This is a genomic window from Chenggangzhangella methanolivorans (assembly GCF_042648545.1).
Taxonomy (GTDB): Bacteria; Pseudomonadota; Alphaproteobacteria; order Rhizobiales; family Methylopilaceae; genus Methylopila; species Methylopila methanolivorans.
Genome location: NZ_JBHRXS010000009.1, coordinates 129080 through 151318 on the forward strand (window position 1 = coordinate 129080; position 22239 = coordinate 151318).

Annotated in this window: 17 protein-coding genes; 8 read left to right on the forward strand and 9 right to left on the reverse strand. The window is 69.7% G+C overall.

The window, feature by feature from the left end; genetic code table 11:
- Positions 1-3: 3 nt before the first annotated feature.
- Positions 4-759 carry a GntR family transcriptional regulator gene (locus ACFOWB_RS19575; protein WP_261401978.1) on the reverse strand — a complete coding sequence of 252 codons (756 nt, stop codon included), beginning with the start codon at positions 757-759 and terminating at the stop codon, positions 4-6.
- A 445-nt stretch (positions 760-1204) separates the two neighbouring features.
- On the opposite strand from ACFOWB_RS19575, the gene ACFOWB_RS19580 reads away from it, so the two are divergent.
- Positions 1205-2113 (forward strand): heme/hemin ABC transporter substrate-binding protein, encoded by a 909-nt coding sequence (locus ACFOWB_RS19580; protein ID WP_378148886.1) that lies wholly within the window; start codon positions 1205-1207, stop codon positions 2111-2113.
- A gap of 118 nt (positions 2114-2231) precedes the next feature.
- Positions 2232-3500 carry a glycerophosphodiester phosphodiesterase family protein gene (locus ACFOWB_RS19585; protein ID WP_261401975.1) on the forward strand — a complete coding sequence of 423 codons (1269 nt, stop codon included), beginning with the start codon at positions 2232-2234 and terminating at the stop codon, positions 3498-3500.
- Positions 3501-3567: 67 nt separating this feature from the next.
- On the opposite strand, the gene ACFOWB_RS19590 is transcribed toward ACFOWB_RS19585, so the two are convergent.
- Both ACFOWB_RS19590 and ACFOWB_RS19595 read right to left on the reverse strand, forming a co-directional pair.
- On the reverse strand, positions 3568-3957 hold the full coding sequence (locus tag ACFOWB_RS19590; protein WP_261401974.1) for a tautomerase family protein: 390 nt from the start codon (positions 3955-3957) through the stop codon (positions 3568-3570).
- A gap of 26 nt (positions 3958-3983) precedes the next feature.
- Complete coding sequence (locus ACFOWB_RS19595; RefSeq protein WP_261401973.1) at positions 3984-4964, reverse strand: NAD(P)H-dependent flavin oxidoreductase; 981 nt, start codon at positions 4962-4964, stop codon at positions 3984-3986.
- Positions 4965-5082: 118 nt separating this feature from the next.
- On the opposite strand from ACFOWB_RS19595, the gene ACFOWB_RS19600 reads away from it, so the two are divergent.
- Together ACFOWB_RS19600 and ACFOWB_RS19605 are read left to right on the forward strand one after the other, a co-directional pair.
- Positions 5083-5976, forward strand: a complete 894-nt coding sequence (locus ACFOWB_RS19600; protein WP_261401972.1) for a LysR family transcriptional regulator — start codon at positions 5083-5085, stop codon at positions 5974-5976.
- Positions 5973-6434, forward strand: a complete 462-nt coding sequence (locus ACFOWB_RS19605) for a group III truncated hemoglobin (protein WP_261401971.1) — start codon at positions 5973-5975, stop codon at positions 6432-6434. Before ACFOWB_RS19600 ends, ACFOWB_RS19605 begins: the two co-directional genes overlap by 4 nt.
- Here ACFOWB_RS19605 and ACFOWB_RS19610 read toward each other — a convergent pair.
- The 4 genes from ACFOWB_RS19610 to ACFOWB_RS19625 all read right to left on the reverse strand — a co-directional run bounded on the left by ACFOWB_RS19610 (position 6425) and on the right by ACFOWB_RS19625 (position 13804).
- Positions 6425-6778, reverse strand: coding sequence for a DUF805 domain-containing protein (locus tag ACFOWB_RS19610; RefSeq protein ID WP_261401970.1), 354 nt, complete (start codon positions 6776-6778; stop codon positions 6425-6427). The two genes, ACFOWB_RS19605 and ACFOWB_RS19610, sit on opposite strands and share 10 nt — an antisense overlap.
- A gap of 12 nt (positions 6779-6790) precedes the next feature.
- Entirely contained in the window at positions 6791-8593 is a 1803-nt protein-coding gene (locus ACFOWB_RS19615; RefSeq protein WP_378148887.1) for a reverse transcriptase family protein, read from the reverse strand.
- A gap of 394 nt (positions 8594-8987) precedes the next feature.
- Positions 8988-10664: an SWIM zinc finger family protein gene (locus tag ACFOWB_RS19620; RefSeq protein ID WP_378148888.1), complete on the reverse strand. Its 1677-nt coding sequence runs from the start codon at positions 10662-10664 to the stop codon at positions 8988-8990.
- The gene (locus tag ACFOWB_RS19625; protein ID WP_378148889.1) at positions 10664-13804 is read right to left on the reverse strand and encodes a hypothetical protein; all 3141 of its coding nucleotides are present in this window, start codon (positions 13802-13804) and stop codon (positions 10664-10666) included. Before ACFOWB_RS19625 ends, ACFOWB_RS19620 begins: the two co-directional genes overlap by 1 nt.
- Before the next feature lie 207 nt (positions 13805-14011).
- Here ACFOWB_RS19625 and ACFOWB_RS19630 point away from each other — a divergent pair, with 207 nt between their 5' ends.
- The 3 genes from ACFOWB_RS19630 to ACFOWB_RS19640 all read left to right on the forward strand — a co-directional run bounded on the left by ACFOWB_RS19630 (position 14012) and on the right by ACFOWB_RS19640 (position 18044).
- Positions 14012-14647: a TetR/AcrR family transcriptional regulator gene (locus tag ACFOWB_RS19630; protein ID WP_378148890.1), complete on the forward strand. Its 636-nt coding sequence runs from the start codon at positions 14012-14014 to the stop codon at positions 14645-14647.
- 119 nt (positions 14648-14766) lie between these two features.
- The gene (locus ACFOWB_RS19635) at positions 14767-16830 is read left to right on the forward strand and encodes a prolyl oligopeptidase family serine peptidase (protein ID WP_378148891.1); all 2064 of its coding nucleotides are present in this window, start codon (positions 14767-14769) and stop codon (positions 16828-16830) included.
- Between the two features lie 122 nt (positions 16831-16952).
- Complete coding sequence (locus ACFOWB_RS19640) at positions 16953-18044, forward strand: hypothetical protein (protein WP_261401961.1); 1092 nt, start codon at positions 16953-16955, stop codon at positions 18042-18044.
- A gap of 3 nt (positions 18045-18047) precedes the next feature.
- Here the strand turns inward: ACFOWB_RS19640 and ACFOWB_RS19645 are convergent, their stop codons facing one another.
- The gene (locus ACFOWB_RS19645; RefSeq protein WP_261401960.1) at positions 18048-18704 is read right to left on the reverse strand and encodes a response regulator; all 657 of its coding nucleotides are present in this window, start codon (positions 18702-18704) and stop codon (positions 18048-18050) included.
- A 4-nt stretch (positions 18705-18708) separates the two neighbouring features.
- Complete coding sequence (locus ACFOWB_RS19650; protein WP_261401959.1) at positions 18709-20106, reverse strand: histidine kinase; 1398 nt, start codon at positions 20104-20106, stop codon at positions 18709-18711.
- A 223-nt stretch (positions 20107-20329) separates the two neighbouring features.
- On the opposite strand from ACFOWB_RS19650, the gene xoxF5 reads away from it, so the two are divergent.
- Entirely contained in the window at positions 20330-22138 is a 1809-nt protein-coding gene (xoxF5, locus tag ACFOWB_RS19655) for a lanthanide-dependent methanol dehydrogenase XoxF5 (protein ID WP_378148892.1), read from the forward strand.
- Positions 22139-22239 lie beyond the last annotated feature (101 nt).

Sequence of the window (22239 nt, forward strand, 5' to 3'; positions counted from 1 at the left end):
GCTCTATTCCCGCGCCTTGACCGCGACGCCGACCGGCACGACCGCGGCGCTTTCGGTGAGGCTCGCGATGACCTTCTCCATCACCATGGCGCGGAAGGTCTCGACATGGCGGCGGGCGACCTCTTCGGCCGCGTCCGCGTCGCCGGCGACGAGATGGTCGATCATCAGCGTGTGGTCGTTCTCGATGTTGGGGCGCACGCGCTGCACGCCGAAGCCGAGCGCGACGAGCCGGGTCATCTCGTCGAGCAGGCCCGACAGCGCGCGGCACAGCCGCCCGTTCCCGGACGCGGTCGCGATCGCCATGTGGAAGGAGCGGTTGGCCTCGAGGAAGAAGTCGAGCTGGTTGCCGACGTCGCCGGGCATCTGGCCGCGGCAGGCGCGCTCGAGCCGCTCGAGATGCGCGCGGTTCACGCGGCCCGCCGCAAGCCTCGCGGCGAGCGGCTCCAGCACGACGCGCATCGCGAAGACCTCGTCGACGTCCTTCACCGTGACGGGCGCGACCCGGTAGCCGTGGCGGGGGATCGAGGCGATGAGGCCGGCCTCGGTCAGGCGCTGGAGCGCGATCCGCAGGCTCGCCTTGCCGAGGCCGAAGCGCTCCATCATCTCCGGCTCGGTGAAGCGCGCGCCAGGCATGATCCGGCAGGAGACGATCTCTCGCCTCAGCAGGTCGTAGGCCTGGTTTCCTTTGAGCGTGGCGTCGTGCATCGCGATCTTCGCCGAAGGCGCGCCGCCGTCGCCATGACTGTTCGAGCTGGACATTTGGCCGCCCCACGAATGTTCTGTGAGCAGCCTACAAATGTTGGTTGGGACGCCCAAGAGCAAAGTTTTTGCAGATGCGAGCGCCTTCCTGATCAGGGCGCTGGCGCTCAAGCCATTGGCAAATAAGCGTTTGCTGTCGCGCCGGGTTTCGCCCCGATGGCCCGGCGCCCGCTCTCGCGGCATTAAGCCTATCGCGTCGCCAATCATGAAGGCCGGAGCGGCGCCCGCCGCCGGGACACATTCGGCGGCCAGGCAGGCGGGGCTATCGGCGACTAGGCGCCATCGTGACGGATGGCCGGCCGCAGTTCAATAATCAATAAAATCTAATATCAACACTTCATCGTCACGACGTTCAATAATTCTTTGTCGCAATCTTCAACTCAGGCAGAAAATAAGCAGCCAAAGAAACAGTATATAGCGAATTGTAATAATTATGAGATCGACGATGCTTTCGAGACGCAGCCTGATCGCTGGCGCGATCGGCGCGCTCGCGGCTCCCAACATCGGGCTCGCGGCGGCCTGGAGACCCAAACGCATCATCGCCATCGGCGGCCCGATCACCGAGATCCTGTTCGGGCTCGGGTGCGGCGACCAGATCGTGGCCGTCGACCAGACCTCCCGCTTTCCGGGAGCGGCCCGGCGCAAGGGCGACGCCGGCTTCCATGACGACCTCTCGGCCGCGCAGCTTCTTTCCCATGCGCCCGATCTCGTGGTCAGCGGCGAGGAGACGAGCATCGCCGACGTGAAGGACGCGCTCGCGCGGTCCTCGGTGCGCGTCTCCTCGCTCAAGTCCGTGCGGCGGGCGAGCGACGTCACGCAGCGGATCCGCGCCGCAGGAGACGCGGTCGGCGACCCCGGCCGCGGCGCGGCGCTCGCGGACGCAGTGGCGGAGGATCTCTCGTCCCTGTCCGACGATCTCGGCCGCCTGCCTGCGCGGCGACGCGCCCTCATCGTCATGGGCCTCGGCAGCGGCCACCCGATGATCGTCGGCGGCGCCGGCTCGCCGGCCGCGCTCGCGCTCGAAATGGCCGGCGGCGTCAACGCGACAGGACATTTCAGCGGCTGGAAGGCGCTCAAGAACGATCAGGTCGCGGCGCTCGAGCCGGAAGCCGTCGTCGCGCTGTCGATCGGCGCGCCGCTGCTCGCGGCCGACGTCTCCGCCCATCCGGCGCTCAAGGGGACGGCCGCCGCGCGCGAGAACAGGGTCGCGGTCGCCGACGCGCTCGCCTTCACGGGCTTCGGACCGCGGACCGCTCACGTGATCGCGGCCGCGGCGCAGGCGATCTACCCGGACGCGCGCTTTCGCCCGCTGCCTCGGCGCGAGTGGCTCGAGGACGATCTCGTCTCGCTCTGACGAAGTCGATAGGCTTTCCGCCCGGTCGCTGGTCCGTCGTCACCGCGCCGTCAGAACGGGCCGCTACGGTCCCGGCCGATATCGGAATGGTCCCGGTATCGCCCAACGAGGGATCACAATGCGCAAGCAGATTGTCACACTCGGCCTCGCGCTCGCCGTCGCGGCGTCGGCGCTGGCCGTCGCGGACAAGGCGGCCGCCCAGGAGGGCGCGAAGGGAGGCAAGCAGCAGATCAACGTGCAGCTCGGCCCGCGTCCGTACTTCCTGATCAACGACATGGACAACGGCCCGCTGAAGCGCAAGCTCCAGCAGTGCGAGAACAAGAGCCTCAAGCCGACCGAGTTCTCCATCGGCCACCGCGGCGCGCCGCTTCAGTTCCCCGAGCACACCGTCGAGTCCTATGAGGCGGCCGCCCGCATGGGCGCGGGCGTGCTCGAATGCGACGTCGCCTTCACCAAGGATCTCGAGCTCGTCTGCCGGCACGCGCAGAACGACCTGCACACGACCACCAACATCCTGCTGACCCCGCTCGCGAAAAAGTGCACCAATGGCTTCACGCCGGCGGAGATCAACGACAAGGGCGAGGTCGTCACCCCGGCGAGCGCCGAGTGCCGGACGAGCGACATCACGCTCGCCGAGTTCAAGTCGCTGCGCGGCAAGATGGACGCCTTCAATCCGCGCGCGACCACCGTCGAGGAGTTCGTCGACGGCACCGCGAAGTGGCGCACGGATCTCTATGCCGGCGAGACCAGCGGCCACCTGATGACGCACAAGGAAAGCATCGAGCTCTTCAAGAAGCTCGGCGTGAAGATGACGCCGGAGCTGAAGAGCCCCGTGGTCGAGATGCCGTTCCGCGGCTTCAGCCAGCAGGACTACGCCCAGAAGCTGATCAACGAGTACAAGGAAGCGGGCGTCAAGGCCAAGGACGTGTTCCCTCAGTCCTTCGACATCAACGACGTGCTGTACTGGGTCCAGAAGGAGCCGACGTTCGGCCGCCAGGCGGTCTATCTCGACGACGCCAACACGGTCGCCGATCTTCCGAACGCCGCCGAGCTGCAGAGCTATCGCGACCAGGGCATCCGCATCTGGGCGCCGCCGGTCTTCGCCGCGCTCGCGGTGAACGGCAAGAACGAGATCGTCGCGTCCAAGGCCGCCAAGAACGCCAAGGCCGCGGGCCTCGACCTCATCATCTGGTCGCTCGAGCGGTCCGGCCGCCTCGCCGACCTCAACGGCGACTTCTACTACCAGACAATCGAGCGGGCGGTCAGCCGCGAGGGCGACCTGATGCGCGTCATCGACGTGCTGGCGCAGGACGTCGGCGCCCGCGCGATCTTCTCCGACTGGCCGGCGCCCGTCAGCTACTACGCCAACTGCATGGGCCTGAAGTAATCGGTCCGATGACGAGCGAAGGGGGCGGCGCGTCGCGTCGCCCCCTTTTTCGTTTCGCGTCTGGCGCTCACAGCTCCCCGGTGAGGAACTGGGCGCGCCCGTGGCCGAAGGACCAGTCCTCGTCGCCGTTCTCGACCATCGAGACGACGACGTCGGCGGGCGAAATCCCGCACCGGGCCTCGAGCTGCTCGCAGAGCAGTCGGTAGAACGTCTCCTTCATCTCGCGTCCCCGCGGGCGCGTCGTCACCTGTAGGACGACGCGCTGATCGCTGCGCGCAATGTCGAGACCGGTGTCCTCGACGACCATATGGGCGGCCGGATGCTCGTGGACGATCTGGTAGCGGTCGCGCGGCGGAACCTTGAAGGCGGCGAGCATCGCCTCATGGGCGGCGTCGAGCAGCGTCCGCAGTTCCTGAGGGCTGCGGCCCTCGACGAGATCGAAGCGCAAAAGCGGCATGGCGGGTCTTCTCCCAAGGCGTGAGATCAGTCGGCGGACAGCGCCTGCGACGCGGCCCTGAGCCGCCGTTCGGCGTCGGCGGCGATGCGCTCGACGAGCTCGCCCGCCGGCGGAAGGTCGTCGATGAGGCCGATGGCCTCGCCGACCGTCACGTTGGAGACCGGGTCGCCGCCGCGGCTTTGCTCCTCGGCGGCCTTGCGCGCGCCGAGGTCCATGGCGCGGAGCTCGTTCTCGCGGCCGTGCCACTCGTCGACGAAGCGGTTCCGCAGCAGCCGCCCGGTGTATTCGGCCGGCCAGTCGCGGTCGCGGACGATGTCGTAGACGGTGGTGCGGATGGTGTCGTCGCCGGTCGCGGCCAGCGCGCGGGCCTTGGCGGCGTCGGGGATCTTGGCCTCGCGCGTCGCCCAGAAGCGCGTGCCGAGCAGCGCCCCGTCGGCGCCGAGCGTGAGCGCCGCCGCCAGCCCGCGCCCGTCCGCGATCCCGCCGGCCGCGAGCACGAGGACCTCCGGACGCCTCGCGGCGACGAGATCGACGACGTGCGGGACCAGCGAGATCGTGCCGCGCGTGGTGAGCCCGTGGCCGCCGGCGTCGCTTCCCTGCGCCACGATCACGTCCGCGCCGGCGTCGAGCGCGCGCCTGGCGTGGTCGAGACTGTGGACTTGGCAGAGCAGAGGCGCGCCGCTTGCGCGGATCTTGCCCGCGACGGGCGTCGGATCGGCGAAGGACAGCATCACGGCCGCCGGCTTCAGCGCCAGCGCCCGGTCGAGCAGGTCCGGCGCGTTCGCGAGCGCCCACGTGATGAAGCCGAAGCCGACGCACGCCCCGCCGGCCTTGGCGAACTCCGCCTCGGGGGTCGCGCCGTCGCCATAGCCGACGCCGATCAGGCCGAGGCCTCCGGCGCGGCTGACGGCGGCTGCGAGTTCTCCGCCGGACGCCGGATCCATCGGCGCGAGCACGATGGGGCAGCGGAGTCCGAAGGTTTCGGTCAGTCGGGTCTTGAGCGTCATGGCGGCTCCAGGTCGCGGCGCCGCGGAACGGCGCGGGTCGTCGAAGCCAGACCTAGCGCGCCGACGCCTTCTCGAATAATGATTAGTTCAGATCACCCTCATCTCGATTGACGATGCCATGAACAGCACCGACCTCGCCTTCTTCACGGCCGTCGCCGAGGCCGGCGGCATCGGCCGAGCGGCCCTTGCGCTCAACACCGTGCAGTCGAACGTCACGGGCCGGATCCGCTCGCTCGAGCAGGAGCTGCGCGCGCCGCTGTTCTACCGGGGAGCCAAGGGCGTGACGCTGACGCGGGCGGGCGAACGGCTGCTGCCCTACGCCACGCAGGTCTCGCGGCTGCTCGCCGACGCCGAGCAGGCCGTGCTCTCCGATGAAACTCCCCAAGGATCTCTGCGTCTTGGCGCGATGGAGACGACGGCGGCGCTCAGGCTGCCGAAGCTGCTGACGCGCTACGCCGCGGCCTTTCCCGAGGTCGACGTCGAGCTGGAGCTCGGCCCGACCGAGGCCCTGCTCGCCGCGGTTTTGGACCGTCGCGTCGAGGCCGCCTTCGTCGCCGGCCCCATCTTCCAGGCGGAGCTGACGTCGTATCCCGTGCTCGACGAGGAGCTCGTGCTCGTCGCCGCCCCGAGGATCAAGAGCTTCGACGAAGTCGTCTCCATGCTCGCGCAGAAGCGCGAGGCGAGAATTCTCGTCTTCAGGTCGGGCTGTTCTTATCGTCAGCGGTTCGAGACCTTTCTCGCCGCGCACGGCCTCGTCCATGTCCGGCGCATGGAGTTCGGAACGCTTGACGGAATCATCGGCTGCGTCGAGGCCGGCATGGGCGTTTCTTTGCTGCCGCGCGTGGTCGCCGAGCCGATGGAGCGCGCCGGAAGGGTGTCGATGCACCGCCTTGCGGACGATGAAGGGCGGGTCGGGACGCTGCTGGTCCATCGGACCGACAGCCTGCTCACGGCGGCCTTCGAGCGGTTCCTCGACCATGTCGGCGCGGCGTTTTGCGAGGCGCGCCCATGACGCAATCCGCCACGCCGCCCGCGCGGAACGTCCCGGTTTTCTCGGCCTCCGGGCTCGACGAGGCGATGATCCGCGCGGTGGTGGATCGCTTCTACGCGCTCGCCCGCCAGGACGCCGTCATCGGCCCCGTCTTCGTCGCCGCGGTCCCCGACGAGAGATGGTCGGCGCATCTCGACACGATCGTGGATTTCTGGAGCTCGATGCTCCTCGGAACCCGCCGCTACGACGGCCGGCCGCTCGCCAAGCACATCCGCCTGCCCGAGCTCGGCGACGCGCATTTCCGGCGATGGCTGGCGCTGTTCCGGTTGACGGTCGAGGAGATCTGCCCGCCCGACGTCGCGGCCTTCTGGATCGAGCGCTCGGAGCGGATCGGCGGCTCCTTCCGCCTCAGCCTGCGGATGCGCCGCGGTGAGGACGTGCTCCAGTTGAAGCCGCTCGAGCGCGAACCCTATCCCTGACGCCGCTCGCCGTCCGCCGGCCGGCTTTTCGGAACCGCGAAACCGACGAGGACGACGGGCTGGAGCCCCGGCAGCAGAAGGAGCAGAGACCAGCCCCATCCGAGGCCGACGTCCCTCAGGCGCTTCACCAGCAGCGCAAGCCAGGTCCACCAGCCGGCGACGAGCGCCGCCGTGACCGTCGGCGTGAAGGCGAGCGTCTCAGCCTCCAGCGCCGCCGGCTCGAAGACCAGCAGCGCGAGGATCAGCGCGGCAGCGGAGCCGATAAGTCCCGCGAGATAGGCGCCCCGAGTGACCCGGCCCGAAAAGCCGACCAGCAGCCATGCGGCCCGGCGCGCGATCTCCAAGACCTCGCGCCTTCAGCGACGGTTGCGCTTGCGGCGCCGGAGCCAGCGGCGGAACGCGATGAAGCCGGCTGCGAAGGCGACCAGCAGGCCGAGCAGCGGGTTCACGGCGAACGCGAACTGCACCAGCACGATGACGCCGATCACCGCGACCCAGGGCTTCATGCCGCCTTCGGGCTCGTCGATCGGCTCAGGCTCGGCGGGCTGGGCGACGCGGTCGCGCATCTGGGCCCGCATCCCGGCCATGTCGAACGCGCTGCGCGGCTTCTTCTCGGAGGGCGGCTCCGGCTGCGGCTCGGGCTCGAGCAGGACCGGCTCGGGCTGAGGGGGCGCCGGTTCGGCGGGCGTCCACCAGCGCTCGAGCGGCTGCTGGCCGGCGGCCGACTTCGCGCGGAACGGCGCGGGCGCCGCGACCGCCCGGCCCTGGCGCGCGTCGAGCCGGCGAACCTCGCTCAGCAGCGCCTCACCGGTCTCGGGCGTCACCATCCGCACGAAGCAGGCGAAGCCGGTCGCCGCGTCCATCACGTCGCGGGCCTTGCCCCAGCGCTTGCCGTTGGGGCCGGTCTTCTCGATCTGGTGGAGCAGAGCCCGGAAGTTGCGGAGCACGTCGCGCGGCACGCCGACGCGATCGTTGACGGTCAGGCCCGTGACCTCCTGGCGCGTCCCGCGCCGCATCACCCGCGTCTTGTCGGGATGGACCGTGAAGCCTTCGGCCGCCACGATCTCGCCCACGAACTTCAGCAGCGCCCCGACCTTGGCGGCGGCCTCGCCGGAGGCCGAGAACGTCATGTCGTCGGCGTAGCGGGTGTATGAAAAGCCCATCGACTTCGCGAGGCCGGCGAGGCGCTTGTCGAGCCGCACGCAAACGAGATTGGTGAGCATCGGGCTCGTTGGCGCGCCCTGCGGCAGGAGACGCGACCCCTTGGAGGCGAACAGGCGCTCGCCGTCGATCTCGACCTCGTCGACGTCGGGCTCGGTGGTGAGCAGCGCCAGGACGGTCGCGACCGGCTCCGAATAGCCGAGGCCGCGGAACTTGCCCTTCACCCGGCGGAAGGTCAGCGTCGGGAAGAAGTCCTTGAGGTCGAGGTTCACCACCACGTCGCGGCCGACATGCGCCTGCGCGTTGGTGACGATCGAGCGGCCTGGGACGAAGCCATGCGCCGCCTCGTGGATCGCGGCCTTGGCCAGGACGTTGTCGAGGATCCAGTACTGGGCGCGCTTCAACCGCGGCATCGGGGCCGAGATCTGGCGCAGGCCCCCGGTCTTCTTCGCGATCGAGAAGCGCTGATAGTGGCTGATCGCCGTCAGCTTGCGGTCGAAGGCAAGGAAGCGGAGTTCGGCAAGCGGCACGCCGATCGCGTCGGCGAGCGCCTTGGGGCTCGCGATGTCGGGCAGGCCCGCCTTCGGCGTCGCGGGCGCGTCTTCGGCCTGAAGGCCGCCGGAGACGCCCTCGCCGAGATAGACGAGCTCGCTCCTGCGCCGTTCGCTCCAGGCGAGCGCGCGATCGTAGCGACCCTGCGCGTTCTTCTTCCTGGTCTCCTTGCGCCGCTCCATCGCCGCCTTCTTGCGGCGCTTGTGCATCTCCTTGATCGCGGCTTCGGGGTCGCGCAGGCGCGCGTCCTTGGCGGCGAGTTCGGAGAGCTCGCGGGTGATCTCGCCGCGCCGGCGGATCAGGCCCTCGGGGAGGTTGGGCTTGTCCTCGCCGCCCGGCCAGAAGCCGAGGCGGATCATCTCCTCGAGGATGACCTCGTCGCGCGAGGATTCGCGGATGCGGTCGTGAAGCTGCTGGCGCGTGATGGAGCCGGGCTGCGCGTTCATGGGCGCGGCCCCGCGGAGATCGTCTTAAGGGGGGAGATGAGGAGCGCCGGACGGCTTGCCTTCGTCTCGTCCTGGGACTGGACCGGTCCACTCGAAGGCGGCATGGGCACCGGTGCGTGTTTGGGTTCAACGAACCCAAACCGTAAACACGCACCGGTGCCCAATGCCGCCCCAGTGAAGAGCGGGCCAGTGACGCTTTGCCGGGCAAGGTGCAAGGACGGCGAAACGCCGCCCGGATTGCAAGGTCCTCGCCGGCCGGCGCCCCTCATGACGCGGAGCTTAGGGGCCCCGCGCCGATCCATCAATCTCGAAAACGCGGGACGCGCCGCGCGCGCGCCCCTCCCCCTTGCGAGGACGGACAGCGTCGCGGCTCCCGCGCCTGCATGGCAAACCATCACGCCACGCCCTCCGCCCGGAAGGCGCGGGGCTTGCCCTCGACCTCCAAGTGATAGAGCCGGCGCAGCGCCAGCATGTGCTCGCAGGGGCCGCGCATCAGCTTGTTGTGACCGTAGAACCAGCAGTCGCAGGCCGCGGTCGAGAGCCGATCGTCGGCGTCGATGACGAGGCGCGGATGATGCGTCTTGCCGTCGTCCATCACCTCGCCGGAGACGACGCGTTTTCCCTCGCGCGTATCCACCGAGCCGATCGTGACGAGCCTCGCCGCGACGAAGCGGTCGGCTTTCTCCTCCTGTTCCGAAGAAAAGCGCAGCGCGCCGGGCTTCAGCGGGTCGCGCACGAGCTCGCGCAGGCGATAGACGCCCTTGTCGAGGTCGTACATCGCGCGGCCCGCCTGCACATAGAGGCCGAGCGCGCCAGCCACGATCGAGCGGTCGAGCCCCGTCTCGAAGGCGAGTTCGGGGACGGTCGCGAAATGCTGGCCCTTCAGCGCGTCGAACACCTTTTGCGCGGTGGTCTCGTCGACCTCCGTGCGGGGCGCGAGCAGGTCGAACTGGCCGGCGCGCGACCAGTCGTTGGCGGTCCAGCCCGAAAGCCCGAGCGTGAAGCGCAGGCCGCCATAGTCGACGACCGCGAAGGACGGCAGGCCGCTGCCGAGCAGATGCAGCCGCACCGATTTCGCGAGCGGCAGCGCGCGTTCGAGGATGGCGAGCCGGCGCCGGCCCCAGATGCGGATCTCGGCGGGCTCGGAGCCCTTGTAGATCGAGCGGCGGAAGGTGAGCCGGTCGTTCCACGGCTCGATCAGCACCTCGACCGGCTTGTCGGGCTCCAGCAGGAAGCGCAGCGACCGCGGCCCGTGGCGCTCGCGCTTGGCCGCGAGACGGCTGAGGATCGCGTGCATGTCGACCGGAGCGAGGTCGACGACGTGGGCCGGCTGCGCCATCGCGCTCGAGACCTGCAGGAAGCCGCGCATCCAGCTGTCCGGCAGGTCGATCTTCTCCTCGCGGAAATTGGCCTCGCCCGCCGTCTGCACCTCGAAGCCCGAGGGCTCGATGGTGAGCGAGGTGTCGCGATAGCTGCGGATCTTCTGGAACTCGTCGTAGAGCGCGTGGCTGTAGTCGATGTTGGTGGTGCCACAGGCCATCTCCTCGACGCGCTCGAACACGTCGTGGTCGCAGGACAGCCGGCCATAGGTGGATTCGTCGAGGCTGAAGCACTCGAAGAACACCTCGTCGGGATGGACGGTGATGACCGGGTCCAGCACGAACCAGGCGTCGCGGTTGTTCTGGTAGAGCCAGTCGAAGTAGCGCTTCTGGGCGCCGTAGAACGGGCGCATGATCTCGCTCGACAGCTTGTGGATGTCGGCGAACTCCACGCGAAGCGCGTCGATCCGCTCCCTCACCGCGCCGCGCTCGGCGACGGCCTCGGCGAGCAGCTGCTCCTCGTGGTCCTTCAGCCAGGCGAAATAGGCGGTGCGGTCCTTCGGCTTGAAGCGCAGGTCCGAGACCACGACGTGATGCAGCGCCGAGATCGCCTCGCGGAACGGCAGGTGGCGGCGCACCTTGCCGACGAAATAAGTGGGCTCGCGCAAGAGGTCGGGCGCGAAGGCGAGCGCGGTCGAAAGCGCGTCCGACGACGCCGAGGTCGCGCCGAAATAGCGATGCACGAAATTCATCAGGCGGCCCTCACGGGCGCCGCGCGCCGATTGAGCGGTGTCTCGATTCCCGGATGGGCCGCGCCGATGTCGCGCAACGCCAGGATCGCGGCGGCGCGGTCGCGCGCGACGCCGGCGATCGAGAGATCGGCGAACAGCGGCGCGACGCGCTCGGCTCGGCCGCGGTCGCGCAGCGCCTCCTTCAGCAGGAAGGCCGTGACGCGGTCCTTGGCGATGCGTCCCTTGTGGACCTGCAGCATGACGATGCGGGCGAGCGGCAGGAGCTTGTCGAACGCCTCCTCGCTTGCGGCGGCGTCCTCGGTCATGAGCTCGGTGGCGAGCAGATGCATCGACTGCGCGGGGTGCTCGAGCAGGCGCGTCAGCTGCGCCGCGGCGTCGCCGGGGGCGAGGCGGCTGCGCAGCAGGCGGCGGGCGAAGGCGAGCACGTCGGGCTTCACGCTGTCGGTGACGACGGCGAGCGCCGCCGGGCTCCAGGCGTCCTCCGGCCAGCCGTCGAAGTAGGAGCGCGCGAACTCCTGCGCGTCGTCCCAGTCGCTTTCGACCAGCAGCACCGCGTCCTCGGCCTCGTTCTGGAAGCGGCCGGGATCGTCGCGGAACGCGGCGAGCGCCCATGTCCGCGCGGCAAGATGCGGGTGGTTTCCGAGCCGCGCGATCTGGCGCACAGAAAGCTGCGAGGCCGGGCGGTTCTGGATCTCGGTCGAGCCGAGCAGCTGCGCGCCCTTGGCGCGGGCCTGCAGCAGGCGCCACAGCGTCCCGGGATCGATGGCGGCGACCTGCGCGGGCGTCGCCTCCTTGAGCAGCGCCACCACGTCGCCCGGATAGGCCTCGTCGGGCGCGGTCCGGAACAGGCTGTCGATCAGATCGCGCGACAGGCGCTCGGCGAGGCCCGGATCGCGCGCCGCGAGCCGCACGACGAGCGGCCGGGCGGCGCGGCGGAGCTCGCTCGAGGGCGCGGTGGCGAAGGCGACGACGAGGCTCGCATGGCTTGCGAGCGTGTCGTCGTCGAGCCGGCCGAAGAGGCGCAACGCCGCGCTCTGGACGTCGGTCTCGAACGAGCCGAGCAGCGCGGCCCAGCGCTCGTTCGGAACCGACGACACGTCCGCGCCCGCAAGCGCCAGGATGTCGATGCCGGCGGCCACGACCGCGGCCGCGGGATGGGCGAACAGCGCGTCGATCGCCGCGTGGCCGATCGGCATGTCGCCGTCGCGCCAGAGCGCGCCGATGCGTTCGCGCACCCGGCGGATAAGCGCCTGGGTCGCCTCCTCGGGCTCCGGGGCGATGGCGAGAAGCCATGCGCCGAGGCGGTCGGCGAGCTCGGCCCCGACGACGGCGTCGACGCGCCGCTCGCCCGCCCAGCGCGGCACGGTGTCGGAGAGGTCGTCATGCGGAGAGGTGAGCGCCGCAAGGCCGAGCCCGGCGTCGCTCCAGGGCAGCGAGGGGTCGCGGTCGATCCGCGTCACGGCGAGGCGGCGCGCCTCGGGGAAGTCGGCGGCGAGCAACGCCGCGAGCAGCGCCGGATCGGCCTCGCCGCTCGCCAGGCGGTCGCGCGCCTCCGAAAAGCCGAGCCCCTGGGCCGCGACGTCGACCGAGCGCAGCAGGCGCAGCAGCGCCGCGGCGTCGACGCTCTTCAGGAAGCCGGGATTGGCCTTCAGCACCCGCACCCCGAGCCGCGACACGGGCTCGACCGCGCCGTCGGCCGCGAGATCGAGCGCGAGGTCCGGCCGGGCGTCCCAGAGCGCGGCGAAGGCCTCCGGGCGCTCGGTTGCGCCCGTGTCGGAGGGCTTCTCGCCGAAGGTGAGGCTCGCATAGCGCGGCTCGGCGAGCGGATCGTCGCGGCGCAGGATCTGGCTCGCGGACCAGTTGCGGTTGAGGCCTCCGCCGGTCGCGCGCTCCTCGCGGCTCCAGCGCCCGTTGTCGCCGCGCTTCCAGAACGTCTTGACGACAGGGGGCGACATGTCTTCGGACCGAAGGCTGAGCAGATAGCCGCAGCTGAGCTCGGCGTAGGCCGGGTCGCCGACCTCGCCGCGCTTGCGCAGCGAGCGCCAGATGCGGCGCTTGAGATAGGCGAGCGTGACGTTGGAGAGGCCGACCTTCGCGTCCGGCCGGCCCGCGACGTCGGCGATCCGGATCGCCGCGCCGAGCTCCGGGATCCAGGGCCGGGCGTTGGGATAGTTCGGCCGGACATACATCGGCCGCGCGGTCTCGAAGGCGCGCGCCGTCACGGCGAACAGCGCGGCGTCGTCGGCCATCTCGGCGTGCTTGAAGAGGCGGCGCAGGCCGATGAGGAACGGCGGGCGCGCAGGCAGCGACCGGATCGCGGCCACGAGCGCGGCGTGGCGCGCCCGATCGCCCTGCGCGCGACGCGCGAGCGCCGCCATCACGCCGCCGACGCGGGCCGGCTCGCGCGAGCCGAGATCGACAAGCGCCTGGACGAGGCCGCCGGCCTCGGCGGCCGCGCGCGAGACGGCGTCGAGGATGTCGCCGTCGCGGCTGTCGTGGATCCGCGCCTCGCCCATCAGCGTCGAAGCGAGCGCAAAACGTGCGAGGTCGTGGGTCAGCGCGCTTTTCGACTTGGCGGCGACCTCCGAAAGCATCGGCGCGGCGCGTTCCTGCCCAGCGCGCGCAAGCGCCCAGACGAGCGAGTAGCTCGCCTCCGAAGGACCGATCCGCGACGCGAGCTCGACGAGCAAGGAACCGGCGGCGCGAAGCTTCAGCTGGCCGATGCGCCAGACCAGCCGGTCGAGGTCGCGGGCGGGCCAGGGGCTTCGCACGCAGGCCTCGAGCCGCGCGATCAGCTCGCGGCCGCGTCCGTCGAGCGCCTCGCCCTGCAGGGCGGTCGGGCCGGACGCCCCGGGGGCTTCGGGGGTCTGGGCGGCGGCGGCGGGCTGGTCGGTCCGGCGATATCCGTCGTTCACCTTGGAGACGACGATGCTGTCGAAGATCTTTTCGGCAGCGGCGGCCGCGACGGGCTGCGGCGTCTTCGACCCGTCGCGCAGCGTCGCGCCCCGGCGGCCGTAACGGAAATTGACGATGAAGCGCTGGTCGGACTGAAGGGCGTCGTTCTCGATCAGATCGACTTCGTAGAGCTTGTCCGAGGTTCCTTCCTTGAACCACAGCCGCGCCGACCGAACGAGCTTCATGGACCCCCCAACCGGCGACGATCGCCGCGACGGACCGTATAGGTAGAAATACGTATCCGCCAGACAGTTTGTGCGCCGTCCGCGACTTCGTCATCCGCGCCGGAGGCCGCCATCTGCGCCCATCGCGCATGGTCGACGACCGCGCCCCACTTCTGACACTTTGCGCCACGATAAATGTCACTTAGTGACACACATCGACGCGGAACAATGGTCGACGATCGAGATGACGCCCGTTTGTCGGTCGCGCGCCACGCCGCGAAGCTTTTCCTCGAGCGCGGCGTCTCGGGCGCGAGCGGCGACGACATCGCCGCCGCGGCCGGGCTCTCCAAACGCACGGTCTGGCGGTATTTCCGGACCAAGGAGAGTTGCGTCGACCCGCTGTTCTCAGCCTCTCACCGCGGCTTTCTGGAGAAGCTGAAGCGCTGGCCGCGCGAGGCCACGATCGAGGCCCATCTCAGGGAGTGCTTCCGGCTCGACGCCAAGACGCAGCAGGAGATCGCCGACGAGGTGCTGATCGTGCGCCTCATCGCCGTCATGCCGGAGGAGCCGGATTTGCGCTCGGTCTGGCTGATGTCCTGTCAGGAGACCGAGGACGCCCTGATCGCGATCGTGGCCGACCGGCTCGACCGCTCGGTCAAGGATTTCGACGTGCGCCTGTGCGCCGCCACCATGGTGGCGGCGATCCGGATCGTGGACGAGACCATCAGCGTCGCGGCGATCCGCCACAAGCAGACATTCACGCTCGAAGACGTGGTCGAGCAGATGGCGAAGGCGATCCGCGCGGCGAGCACGCTGCCGATCTGCGATCCCGTGATTCCGAACGTCTTCGGGGGCAGGCCGTGACGCGCAGCCCCTCGCCTCCTTCGCCGCCCCTCCGGGCCGCGCTGCTGTGCGCGGCGCTCGCCCTGCCGGTCGCCGCCCTCCCCTCGCCCTCATTCGCCAATCCGCTATCGGAGACGATCATGCCCGCATTCGCCCATCCCCAGACCAAGCGCGTCGAACTGGTGGAGGACCATTTCGGACAGAAGGTCTCCGATCCCTACCGGTGGCTGGAGAACGACATCCGGGAAGACGGCGAGGTCGCGGCCTGGGTCGCGGCGCAGAACGACGTCACGGAGGCCTATCTCGAGGCCCTGCCGGGCAGGAAGATCTTCCGCGACCGGCTTTCGGCGCTGCTGAACTACGAGCGGCTCGCCCCGCCCCGCAAGCGCGGCGACCGCTATTTCTTCACCCGCAACGCCGGCCTCGACAACCAGGCGGCGCTGCATGTGCGCGACGGCGCCGCGGGCAAGGACCGCCTCCTCATCGATCCGAACGGCTGGTCGCAGGACGGCGCCACCGCGCTCGGCGAATGGGCGCCCTCCAAGGACGGCAAGCACGTCGCCTACGGGATCCAGCACGACGGCTCGGATTGGCGCGTGATCAGGGTCGTGAACGTCGACACCGGCGACGTGCTGGACGACAAGATCGAGTGGGCCCGCTTCGCCTCGATCGCCTGGTCGAAGGACGGCGCGGGCTTCTTCTACACGCGCTTTCCCGAGCCCGTGGCCGGCGGAACCTTCCAGGCCGGGGTCTCGGGCCATGCGGTGTACCATCACGCGCTCGGGACGCCGCAGTCCGCCGACCGCCTCGTCTATTCCGACCCCGAGCGGCCGCACTTCATCCACTCGGTCGAGGCGACCGACGACGGCCGCTATCTCGCGGTCTATTCGACGCCCGGCGCCGGCAACAACGCGCTGACGATCATCGATCTCGACAGCGCCGACTGGCGGCCGAAGACGGTGGCGGCCGCCGACGGCGACTTCTGGTACGTGGTCGGAAACGAGGGACCGACGCTCTACGTCATGACCAACAAGGGCGCGGCCCGCGGCAAGGTCCTGGCGATGGACCTCGGCGGCGACGAGCCGGTCTTCAGCGACCTCATCCCGGAGCGCCAGACGGTCCTGAGCGGCGGCGGCCTGCTCGGCGGCAAGCTGATCCTGACCTATCTCGAGGACGTCAAGACGCGCGTCCGGCGCTTCGAGACCGACGGGACGCCGGCGGGCGAGGTGGAGCTGCCGGGCGTCGGGACCGCGGGCGGCTTCCTCGGCGAGGCGAGCGACCGTGAGGTCTTCTATGTCTTCACGAGCTACAACGCCCCGACCACGATCTATCGCTACGACGTCGAGACCGGCGCCAGCACGGTCTGGGCCGCGCCCAAGGTCCCGATCGACCTCGACAGGATCGTGGTGGAGCAGCGCTTCTACGGATCGAAGGACGGGGCCAAGATCCCGATCTTCGTCATCCGCCGCAAGGACGTCGAGGGGCCGGCGCCGACTCTGCTTTACGGCTATGGCGGCTTCGGCATTCCGCTCGCGCCGTTCTACTCGCCGCCGCTCCTCGCCTGGGTCGAACAGGGCGGCGTCGCGGCCGTCGCCAACCTTCGCGGCGGCGGCGAATACGGCAAGGCCTGGCACGACGCCGGCCGGCGGGCCAACAAGCAGAACGTGTTCGACGACTACATCGCGGCGGGCGAGTTCCTGAAGGCGCAGGGGATCGCCTCGCAGGACGGCCTCGTGATCCAGGGCGAGTCGAACGGCGGACTTCTCGTCGGCGCCGTCGCCAACCAGCGGCCGGACCTGTTCGCCGCCGCCATTCCAGGCGTCGGCGTGATGGACATGGTCCGCTTCCCCCGCTTCACCGGCGGGCAGTTCTGGGTCGACGAATATGGCGACCCGGCCAAGGACACGGACTTCGCGACGCTCATCGCCTACTCGCCCTATCACAACGTCCGGTCCGGCGCGGACTATCCCGCGGTGCTCGCCGTCACCGCCGACACCGACGACCGCGTGGTCCCGAGCCACACCTTCAAATATGTCGCGGCGCTCCAGGCCGCCGATCTCGGCCCCAAGCCGCGCCTTCTCCGCGTCGAGGCGCGCGCCGGCCACGGCGGCGGCAAGCCGACCGACAAGATGATCGCCGAGGTCGCGGACATGTGGGCCTTCGCGGCGAAATGGGCGGGGCTTGAGACCCGCGCCAAGCCCTGAAGTCTCCTCGCGCCGGCGGCCGTTCGCCCCGCCGGCGCGCCCCTGCCCTAACTTGCGACGCGTGGTCGCCATAACGCCGACCGAGGGTTTTCGGCGTGGCCCCGCGCCGCTAGGGTCGCGCGATGAAACGGGCGGGGGCCGGCATCTCGAAACTCATCCTGAGCCTCGGCGCCGTGGCGTCGCTTAGCCTCTCGGGCTGCTCGAGCTTCGCGCCCGAGCGGCTCTACCAGGACCAGATCGGCTACTCCGAGTCGCTCGGCGACAGCCAGAAGGCCCAGACGCTGCTCAACGTGGTGCGGCTGCGCTACGGCGATTTCCCGGTGTTCCTGAAGACCACGCAGGTGATCTCCGGCTATTCGCTGCAGCAGACGGTGGGCGCGAGCCTTGTGCCGTCCGCGGGCTGGAATTCGGTCGTCGGCACGCCCGGCGTCACCGTCGGCCAGACCCCGACCTTCACCTATCAGCCCGTCACCGGCGAGGCGCTCGCGCAGAGCTTCGTGCGCCCGCTCTCGCCGAGCGAGCTGCTGCCGCTGACGGTGAGCGGCATCCCGGTCGACGTGCTGTTCCGCCTGTCGGTGCAGTCGGTCAACGGGCTGACCAATGTGCGGCTGCTCGAATCGGGCGGCCGCGGCGGCTCGTCGGGCTTCGCCAAGCTCCTCGTGAACCTGCGCCGGCTGCAGAAGGCCGACCTCATCGGCGTGCGGCTTGACCAGAAGGGCGGCGGCGACCCGAAGGCCAAGGCCGCCGGCCGGCTGATGCTGACCATCGCGGCCGGCGGAGACCCGGCGTCGCGCGCCGTCGCCGACGAGACGCGGGCGATGCTCGGCTTCAGGCCGGGCTCCACGGAGGCCGAGGTCGTCTATGGCCGCGCGCCCTCGGCCGGCGGCAAGGTCTCGGTGCTGACCCGCTCGATGCTCGGCGTGCTGAGCTTCGTCGCCTCCGAAGTCGAGGTGTCGGAGGCCGACGTCTCGCGCGGCTCGACCATGGGCACGGCGAGCTACGCCGACATCCTGCGCCGGCCCGCCGTCGTGGTGCGCAGCGGCGAGAAGGCCCCCAAGGACGCATTCTCCCGCATCGACTATCGCGGCCGCGCCTACTGGATCGAGAACGACGACTTCGACAGCAAGCTCGCCTTCTCGGTCATCCAGATGCTGATGTCGCTCGCAGAGACGCCCCAGGGCGGCGGCCCGGTCGTGACCGTCCCGGCGCGTTGACGCTCAAGCGACGTCCGCCGGCGAGAGGTCGATCAACCCGGCGTCGATCGCGATGCGCACCAGCCGCGCGTCGGTGCGCGCGTCGAGCTTGGCCTTGATGGCCGAGTGGTAGTTCTGGATCGTCTTCTGGCTGAGCGAGAGCGCGTCGGCGATCTCCTCGGTGGTCATGCCCGAGGCGATCAGCTTGAGGATCTCGACCTCGCGCGGCCCGAGCCCCTCGACGGCGGAGCGCCGGCCGAGCAGCCGCTCGGCCGCGATCTCGCGCGCGATGTCGTCGCTCACCGCCTTGCCGCCGTGGCAGATCTGCTCCATCGCCGAGATCAACGCCTCGGGCGGGCTCGACTTGGTGACATAGCCCGACGCGCCCGCCTCAAAGGCTTTCAGCGCGTAGGACAGCCCGTCATGCATGGTGAAGACGAGGATGCGCGCCTTGCGGTCCACCGCCTTGATCCGGCGGATGCCCTCGAGGCCGCTGGTGCCCGGCATGGTGAGGTCGATGATCACGAGGTCGGCCGGGGCCCGGCGATAGGCGAGATAGGCGGCGGAAGCGCTGTCGGCCTCGGCGATCACGCAATAGCCGGGCTGCATCTCGATCAGCCGCCGGTAGCCGGCCCGGACCACGGGATGATCGTCGACGAGGAGAACGGTGCGGTCGCCCATCGGATCAAGCCGCCATCGCCGACGCCGCGCCGAGCGGAAGGCTCGCCGCGATCCTGACGCCGCCGAGGTCCGACGCCTCGGCCACGAAGCGGCCGCCGAGCGCGTCGACGCGCTCGCGGATGCCGATGAGGCCGTGGCCGGTCCCGCCTCCGGAAAGCGCGCTTGCGTCGCCGCCGCCGTCGTCGTCGACCGAGACCGCGACGCCCGGCTCGGGCGCCGAGACGCGCGCCACCCTGATGCGCACGAGACTCGGCGCCCCGTGCTTGGCGGCGTTGGTGAGCCCCTCCTGCGCGATGCGATAGACGGCGAGCGCGGTCGGGGCCGCGAGGTCGTCGAAATCGTCCGAAACCTCGAGGCGGAAGGTCGGCCGCCGCGTCGCGGTCGCGGTCCGGGCGTTCCAGCCGGAGACCAAATGCTCGAGGCTCGGCCGCAGGCCGATCTCGTCGAGCTCGGGAGGCCGCAACCGCGCGAGCGTGCTCCGCAGCGTCGCCGCCATGCCCTCGCTGATCACGCCGATCTCCCGCGCGCTGTCCCAGACCGCCGGCCGGTCGCGCGAGCTGACCGCGACCGCGGCCGCAAGCGCGCGCGTCGCGGCGAGGCACTGGCCGAACTCGTCGTGAAGGTCGCGGGCGAGCGAGCGGCGCTCGTCCTCCTGCACCTGGAACAGGCGCCGCGTCACCGCCGCGCGCTGCTCGGTCGAGCGCGCGAGGCGCTCGGAAAGCTCGTTGAAGGCGCTCGCCACCTGCGCGAATTCGCGCGCCGCGAAACTCGGCAGGCGGACACTCAGGTCGCCGTCCTCGAGCTTCTTCAGGCCGCGCGTGATGACCTCGGCGGGCCGCAGCGCATGCCCGATGGCGAAGCTCGCCAGAAGCGCGATCGCGACCGCCATCGCGCCCGCGACCCCCACCACCACGCTGACCTGCCGCCAGGCCTGCCAGTCCACGATCGCCTGGTCGGCCTCGGCGCGGATGGTCCCGACCTCGTGCCGGCCCGAGGTGACGGTTCTCAGCTCCGGTTCGATCGGTCCGAACAATGCGGCGTTGAAGTTCGAAAACCACTCCGGAGCGGCGCCGGTCTTGCGGCCGGGATCGCCGCCGCACACCCGCGCCGGCGCGTCGCCGTTCCATTCGAGCGTCACGCAATAGCCCGGCCCGACGATCCTGAGCGAATTCGCCGTGCGCCACTCGGGAAAGGCCAGCCGCGCCTGCGAGCCCTCGTTGCCGCGGAACATCACCTCACGCCAGGCGAGCGACCGCGCCTCGGTCTGGACGCGGGTCGCGGTGGCGGCGAGCTCGGTTCTTATGGACTGGTTGGCCTCGACCATGGTCCAGGCGCTGGCGCCCGCCAGACAGGCGGCCACGACGGCGAAGACGCGCAGCATGAGTCCAGTCAGCAAGGACATGGCTTTCGCCTTTCAGCTCAACGTCTTGGTGTCCGAAACTGGAGGCTTGCGCGCAAGCCTCTCGCGCAAGATCGGGAAAATCTCCCAGCCGACCCCGGGAAGCCGGCTCTACGGTTTCGCGCCCTTATTAGCAGTTTCACAGTCCTCTGCGGACGGGACGCCCACGGGGCGAAAAAGAATGCCGTAACGCCGGCGCCGCCGCCCGCTTTTTCGGAGGACGTCCATGAAACGCGCACTGTTTCTCGGGCTCGGCGCATCGTTGCTCGCCGGAACCGTTCCGGCTTTCGCCAACGACAGCGTGGAAGCCATCGTGAAAGACCCCAAGCAGTGGGGCATCCAGACCGGCGATTACGCCAACACCCGCTATTCCAAGCTCGACCAGATCAACAAGGACAACGTCAAGAAGCTGACGGTGGCCTGGTCGTTCTCGACCGGCGTGCTTCGCGGACATGAGGGCGGCCCGCTCGTGGTCGGCGACATCATGTACGTGCACACGCCCTTCCCGAACACGGTCTACGCCCTCAACCTCAACGAGGAAGGCAAGATCATCTGGAAGTACGAGCCCAAGCAGGACAACAACGTCGTGCCGGTGATGTGCTGCGACACGGTCAACCGCGGCGTCGCCTACGCCGACGGCATGATCTTCCTGCACCAGGCCGACACGACCGTCGTCGCGCTCGACGCCAAGACGGGCCAGAAGAAGTGGTCGGTCCAGAACGGCGACCCGAAGAAGGGCGAGACCAACACCGCGACCGTGATGCCGGTGAAGGACAAGCTGATCGTCGGCATCTCGGGCGGCGAGTTCGGCGTCCAGGGCTCCCTCACGGCCTACAACATCGCCGACGGCAAGCGCGTGTGGCGCGGCTACTCGGTCGGCCCGGACGACCAGCTGCTTGTCGACCCGGAGAAGACCACCGAGCTCGGCAAGCCGATCGGCAAGGACTCGTCGCTGAAGACCTGGGAAGGCGATCAGTGGAAGATCGGCGGCGGCTCCACCTGGGGCTGGTACTCCTACGACCCGAAGCTCAACCTGATCTATTACGGCTCGGGCAACCCCTCGACCTGGAACCCCAAGCAGCGCCCCGGCGACAACAAGTGGTCGATGACCATCTGGGCGCGCGACGCCGACACGGGCATGGCCAAGTGGGTCTACCAGATGACCCCGCATGACGAGTGGGACTACGACGGCGTCAACGAGATGATCCTCACGGATCAGAAGATCGACGGCAAGGAGCGCCACCTGCTGACGCATCCCGACCGCAACGGCTTCGCCTACACGCTCGACCGCGTGACCGGCGAGCTGCTGGTGGCGGAGAAGTTCGACCCGGCGGTGAACTGGGCCACCAAGATCGACATGGACAAGTCGTCCAAGACCTACGGCCGCCCGCTGGTCGTCGCCAAATACTCGACCGAGCAGAACGGCGAAGACACCAACAGCCAGGGCATCTGCCCGGCGGCGCTTGGCACCAAGGACCAGCAGCCCTCGGCCTATTCGCCGAAGACCGAGCTGTTCTACCTGCCGACCAACCACGTCTGCATGGACTACGAGCCGTTCCGCGTGAGCTACACTGCGGGCCAGCCCTATGTCGGCGCGACGCTGTCGATGTACCCGGCCCCCAACAGCCATGGCGGCATGGGCAACTTCGTCGCCTGGGACAACCTCAAGGGCAAGATCGTCTGGTCGAACAAGGAGCAGTTCTCGGTGTGGTCGGGCGCTCTCGCGACCGCCGGCGACATCGTGTTCTACGGTACGCTCGAAGGCTACCTGAAGGCCGTCGACGCCAAGACCGGCAAGGAGCTTTACAAGTTCAAGACGCCGTCGGGCATCATCGGCAACGTCATGACCTATGAGAACAAGGGCAAGCAGTACGTCGCGGTGCTCTCGGGCGTCGGCGGCTGGGCGGGCATCGGCCTCGCGGCGGGCCTCACCGGCGGCACCGAAGGCCTCGGCGCGGTCGGCGGCTACGCGGCGCTCGCCAACTACACCGCTCTCGGCGGCCAGCTCACGGTCTTCCACCTTCCCACGAATTGACGAGGTCTAGGGCGGCGCCCTGCCGGGGGGCCGCCCACGACGAACTTCCATGCGCAGTCGCGCGGGCTTTCCTCCTCCCTCGGCCCGGGCATAACTTATGG

What these genes read in the sequence shown, in the direction of transcription:
- ACFOWB_RS19575 (WP_261401978.1), bottom strand. Translation starts at nt 759, where the DNA reads ATGTCCAGCTCGAACAGTCATGGCGACGGCGGCGCGCCTTCGGCGAAG.
- ACFOWB_RS19580 (WP_378148886.1), top strand. Translation starts at nt 1,205, where the DNA reads ATGCTTTCGAGACGCAGCCTGATCGCTGGCGCGATCGGCGCGCTCGCG.
- ACFOWB_RS19585 (WP_261401975.1), top strand. Translation starts at nt 2,232, where the DNA reads ATGCGCAAGCAGATTGTCACACTCGGCCTCGCGCTCGCCGTCGCGGCG.
- ACFOWB_RS19590 (WP_261401974.1), bottom strand. Translation starts at nt 3,957, where the DNA reads ATGCCGCTTTTGCGCTTCGATCTCGTCGAGGGCCGCAGCCCTCAGGAA.
- ACFOWB_RS19595 (WP_261401973.1), bottom strand. Translation starts at nt 4,964, where the DNA reads ATGACGCTCAAGACCCGACTGACCGAAACCTTCGGACTCCGCTGCCCC.
- ACFOWB_RS19600 (WP_261401972.1), top strand. Translation starts at nt 5,083, where the DNA reads ATGAACAGCACCGACCTCGCCTTCTTCACGGCCGTCGCCGAGGCCGGC.
- ACFOWB_RS19605 (WP_261401971.1), top strand. Translation starts at nt 5,973, where the DNA reads ATGACGCAATCCGCCACGCCGCCCGCGCGGAACGTCCCGGTTTTCTCG.
- ACFOWB_RS19615 (WP_378148887.1), bottom strand. Translation starts at nt 8,593, where the DNA reads ATGAACGCGCAGCCCGGCTCCATCACGCGCCAGCAGCTTCACGACCGC.
- ACFOWB_RS19620 (WP_378148888.1), bottom strand. Translation starts at nt 10,664, where the DNA reads ATGAATTTCGTGCATCGCTATTTCGGCGCGACCTCGGCGTCGTCGGAC.
- ACFOWB_RS19625 (WP_378148889.1), bottom strand. Translation starts at nt 13,804, where the DNA reads ATGAAGCTCGTTCGGTCGGCGCGGCTGTGGTTCAAGGAAGGAACCTCG.
- ACFOWB_RS19630 (WP_378148890.1), top strand. Translation starts at nt 14,012, where the DNA reads ATGGTCGACGATCGAGATGACGCCCGTTTGTCGGTCGCGCGCCACGCC.
- ACFOWB_RS19635 (WP_378148891.1), top strand. Translation starts at nt 14,767, where the DNA reads ATGCCCGCATTCGCCCATCCCCAGACCAAGCGCGTCGAACTGGTGGAG.
- ACFOWB_RS19640 (WP_261401961.1), top strand. Translation starts at nt 16,953, where the DNA reads ATGAAACGGGCGGGGGCCGGCATCTCGAAACTCATCCTGAGCCTCGGC.
- ACFOWB_RS19645 (WP_261401960.1), bottom strand. Translation starts at nt 18,704, where the DNA reads ATGGGCGACCGCACCGTTCTCCTCGTCGACGATCATCCCGTGGTCCGG.
- ACFOWB_RS19650 (WP_261401959.1), bottom strand. Translation starts at nt 20,106, where the DNA reads ATGTCCTTGCTGACTGGACTCATGCTGCGCGTCTTCGCCGTCGTGGCC.
- xoxF5 (WP_378148892.1), top strand. Translation starts at nt 20,330, where the DNA reads ATGAAACGCGCACTGTTTCTCGGGCTCGGCGCATCGTTGCTCGCCGGA.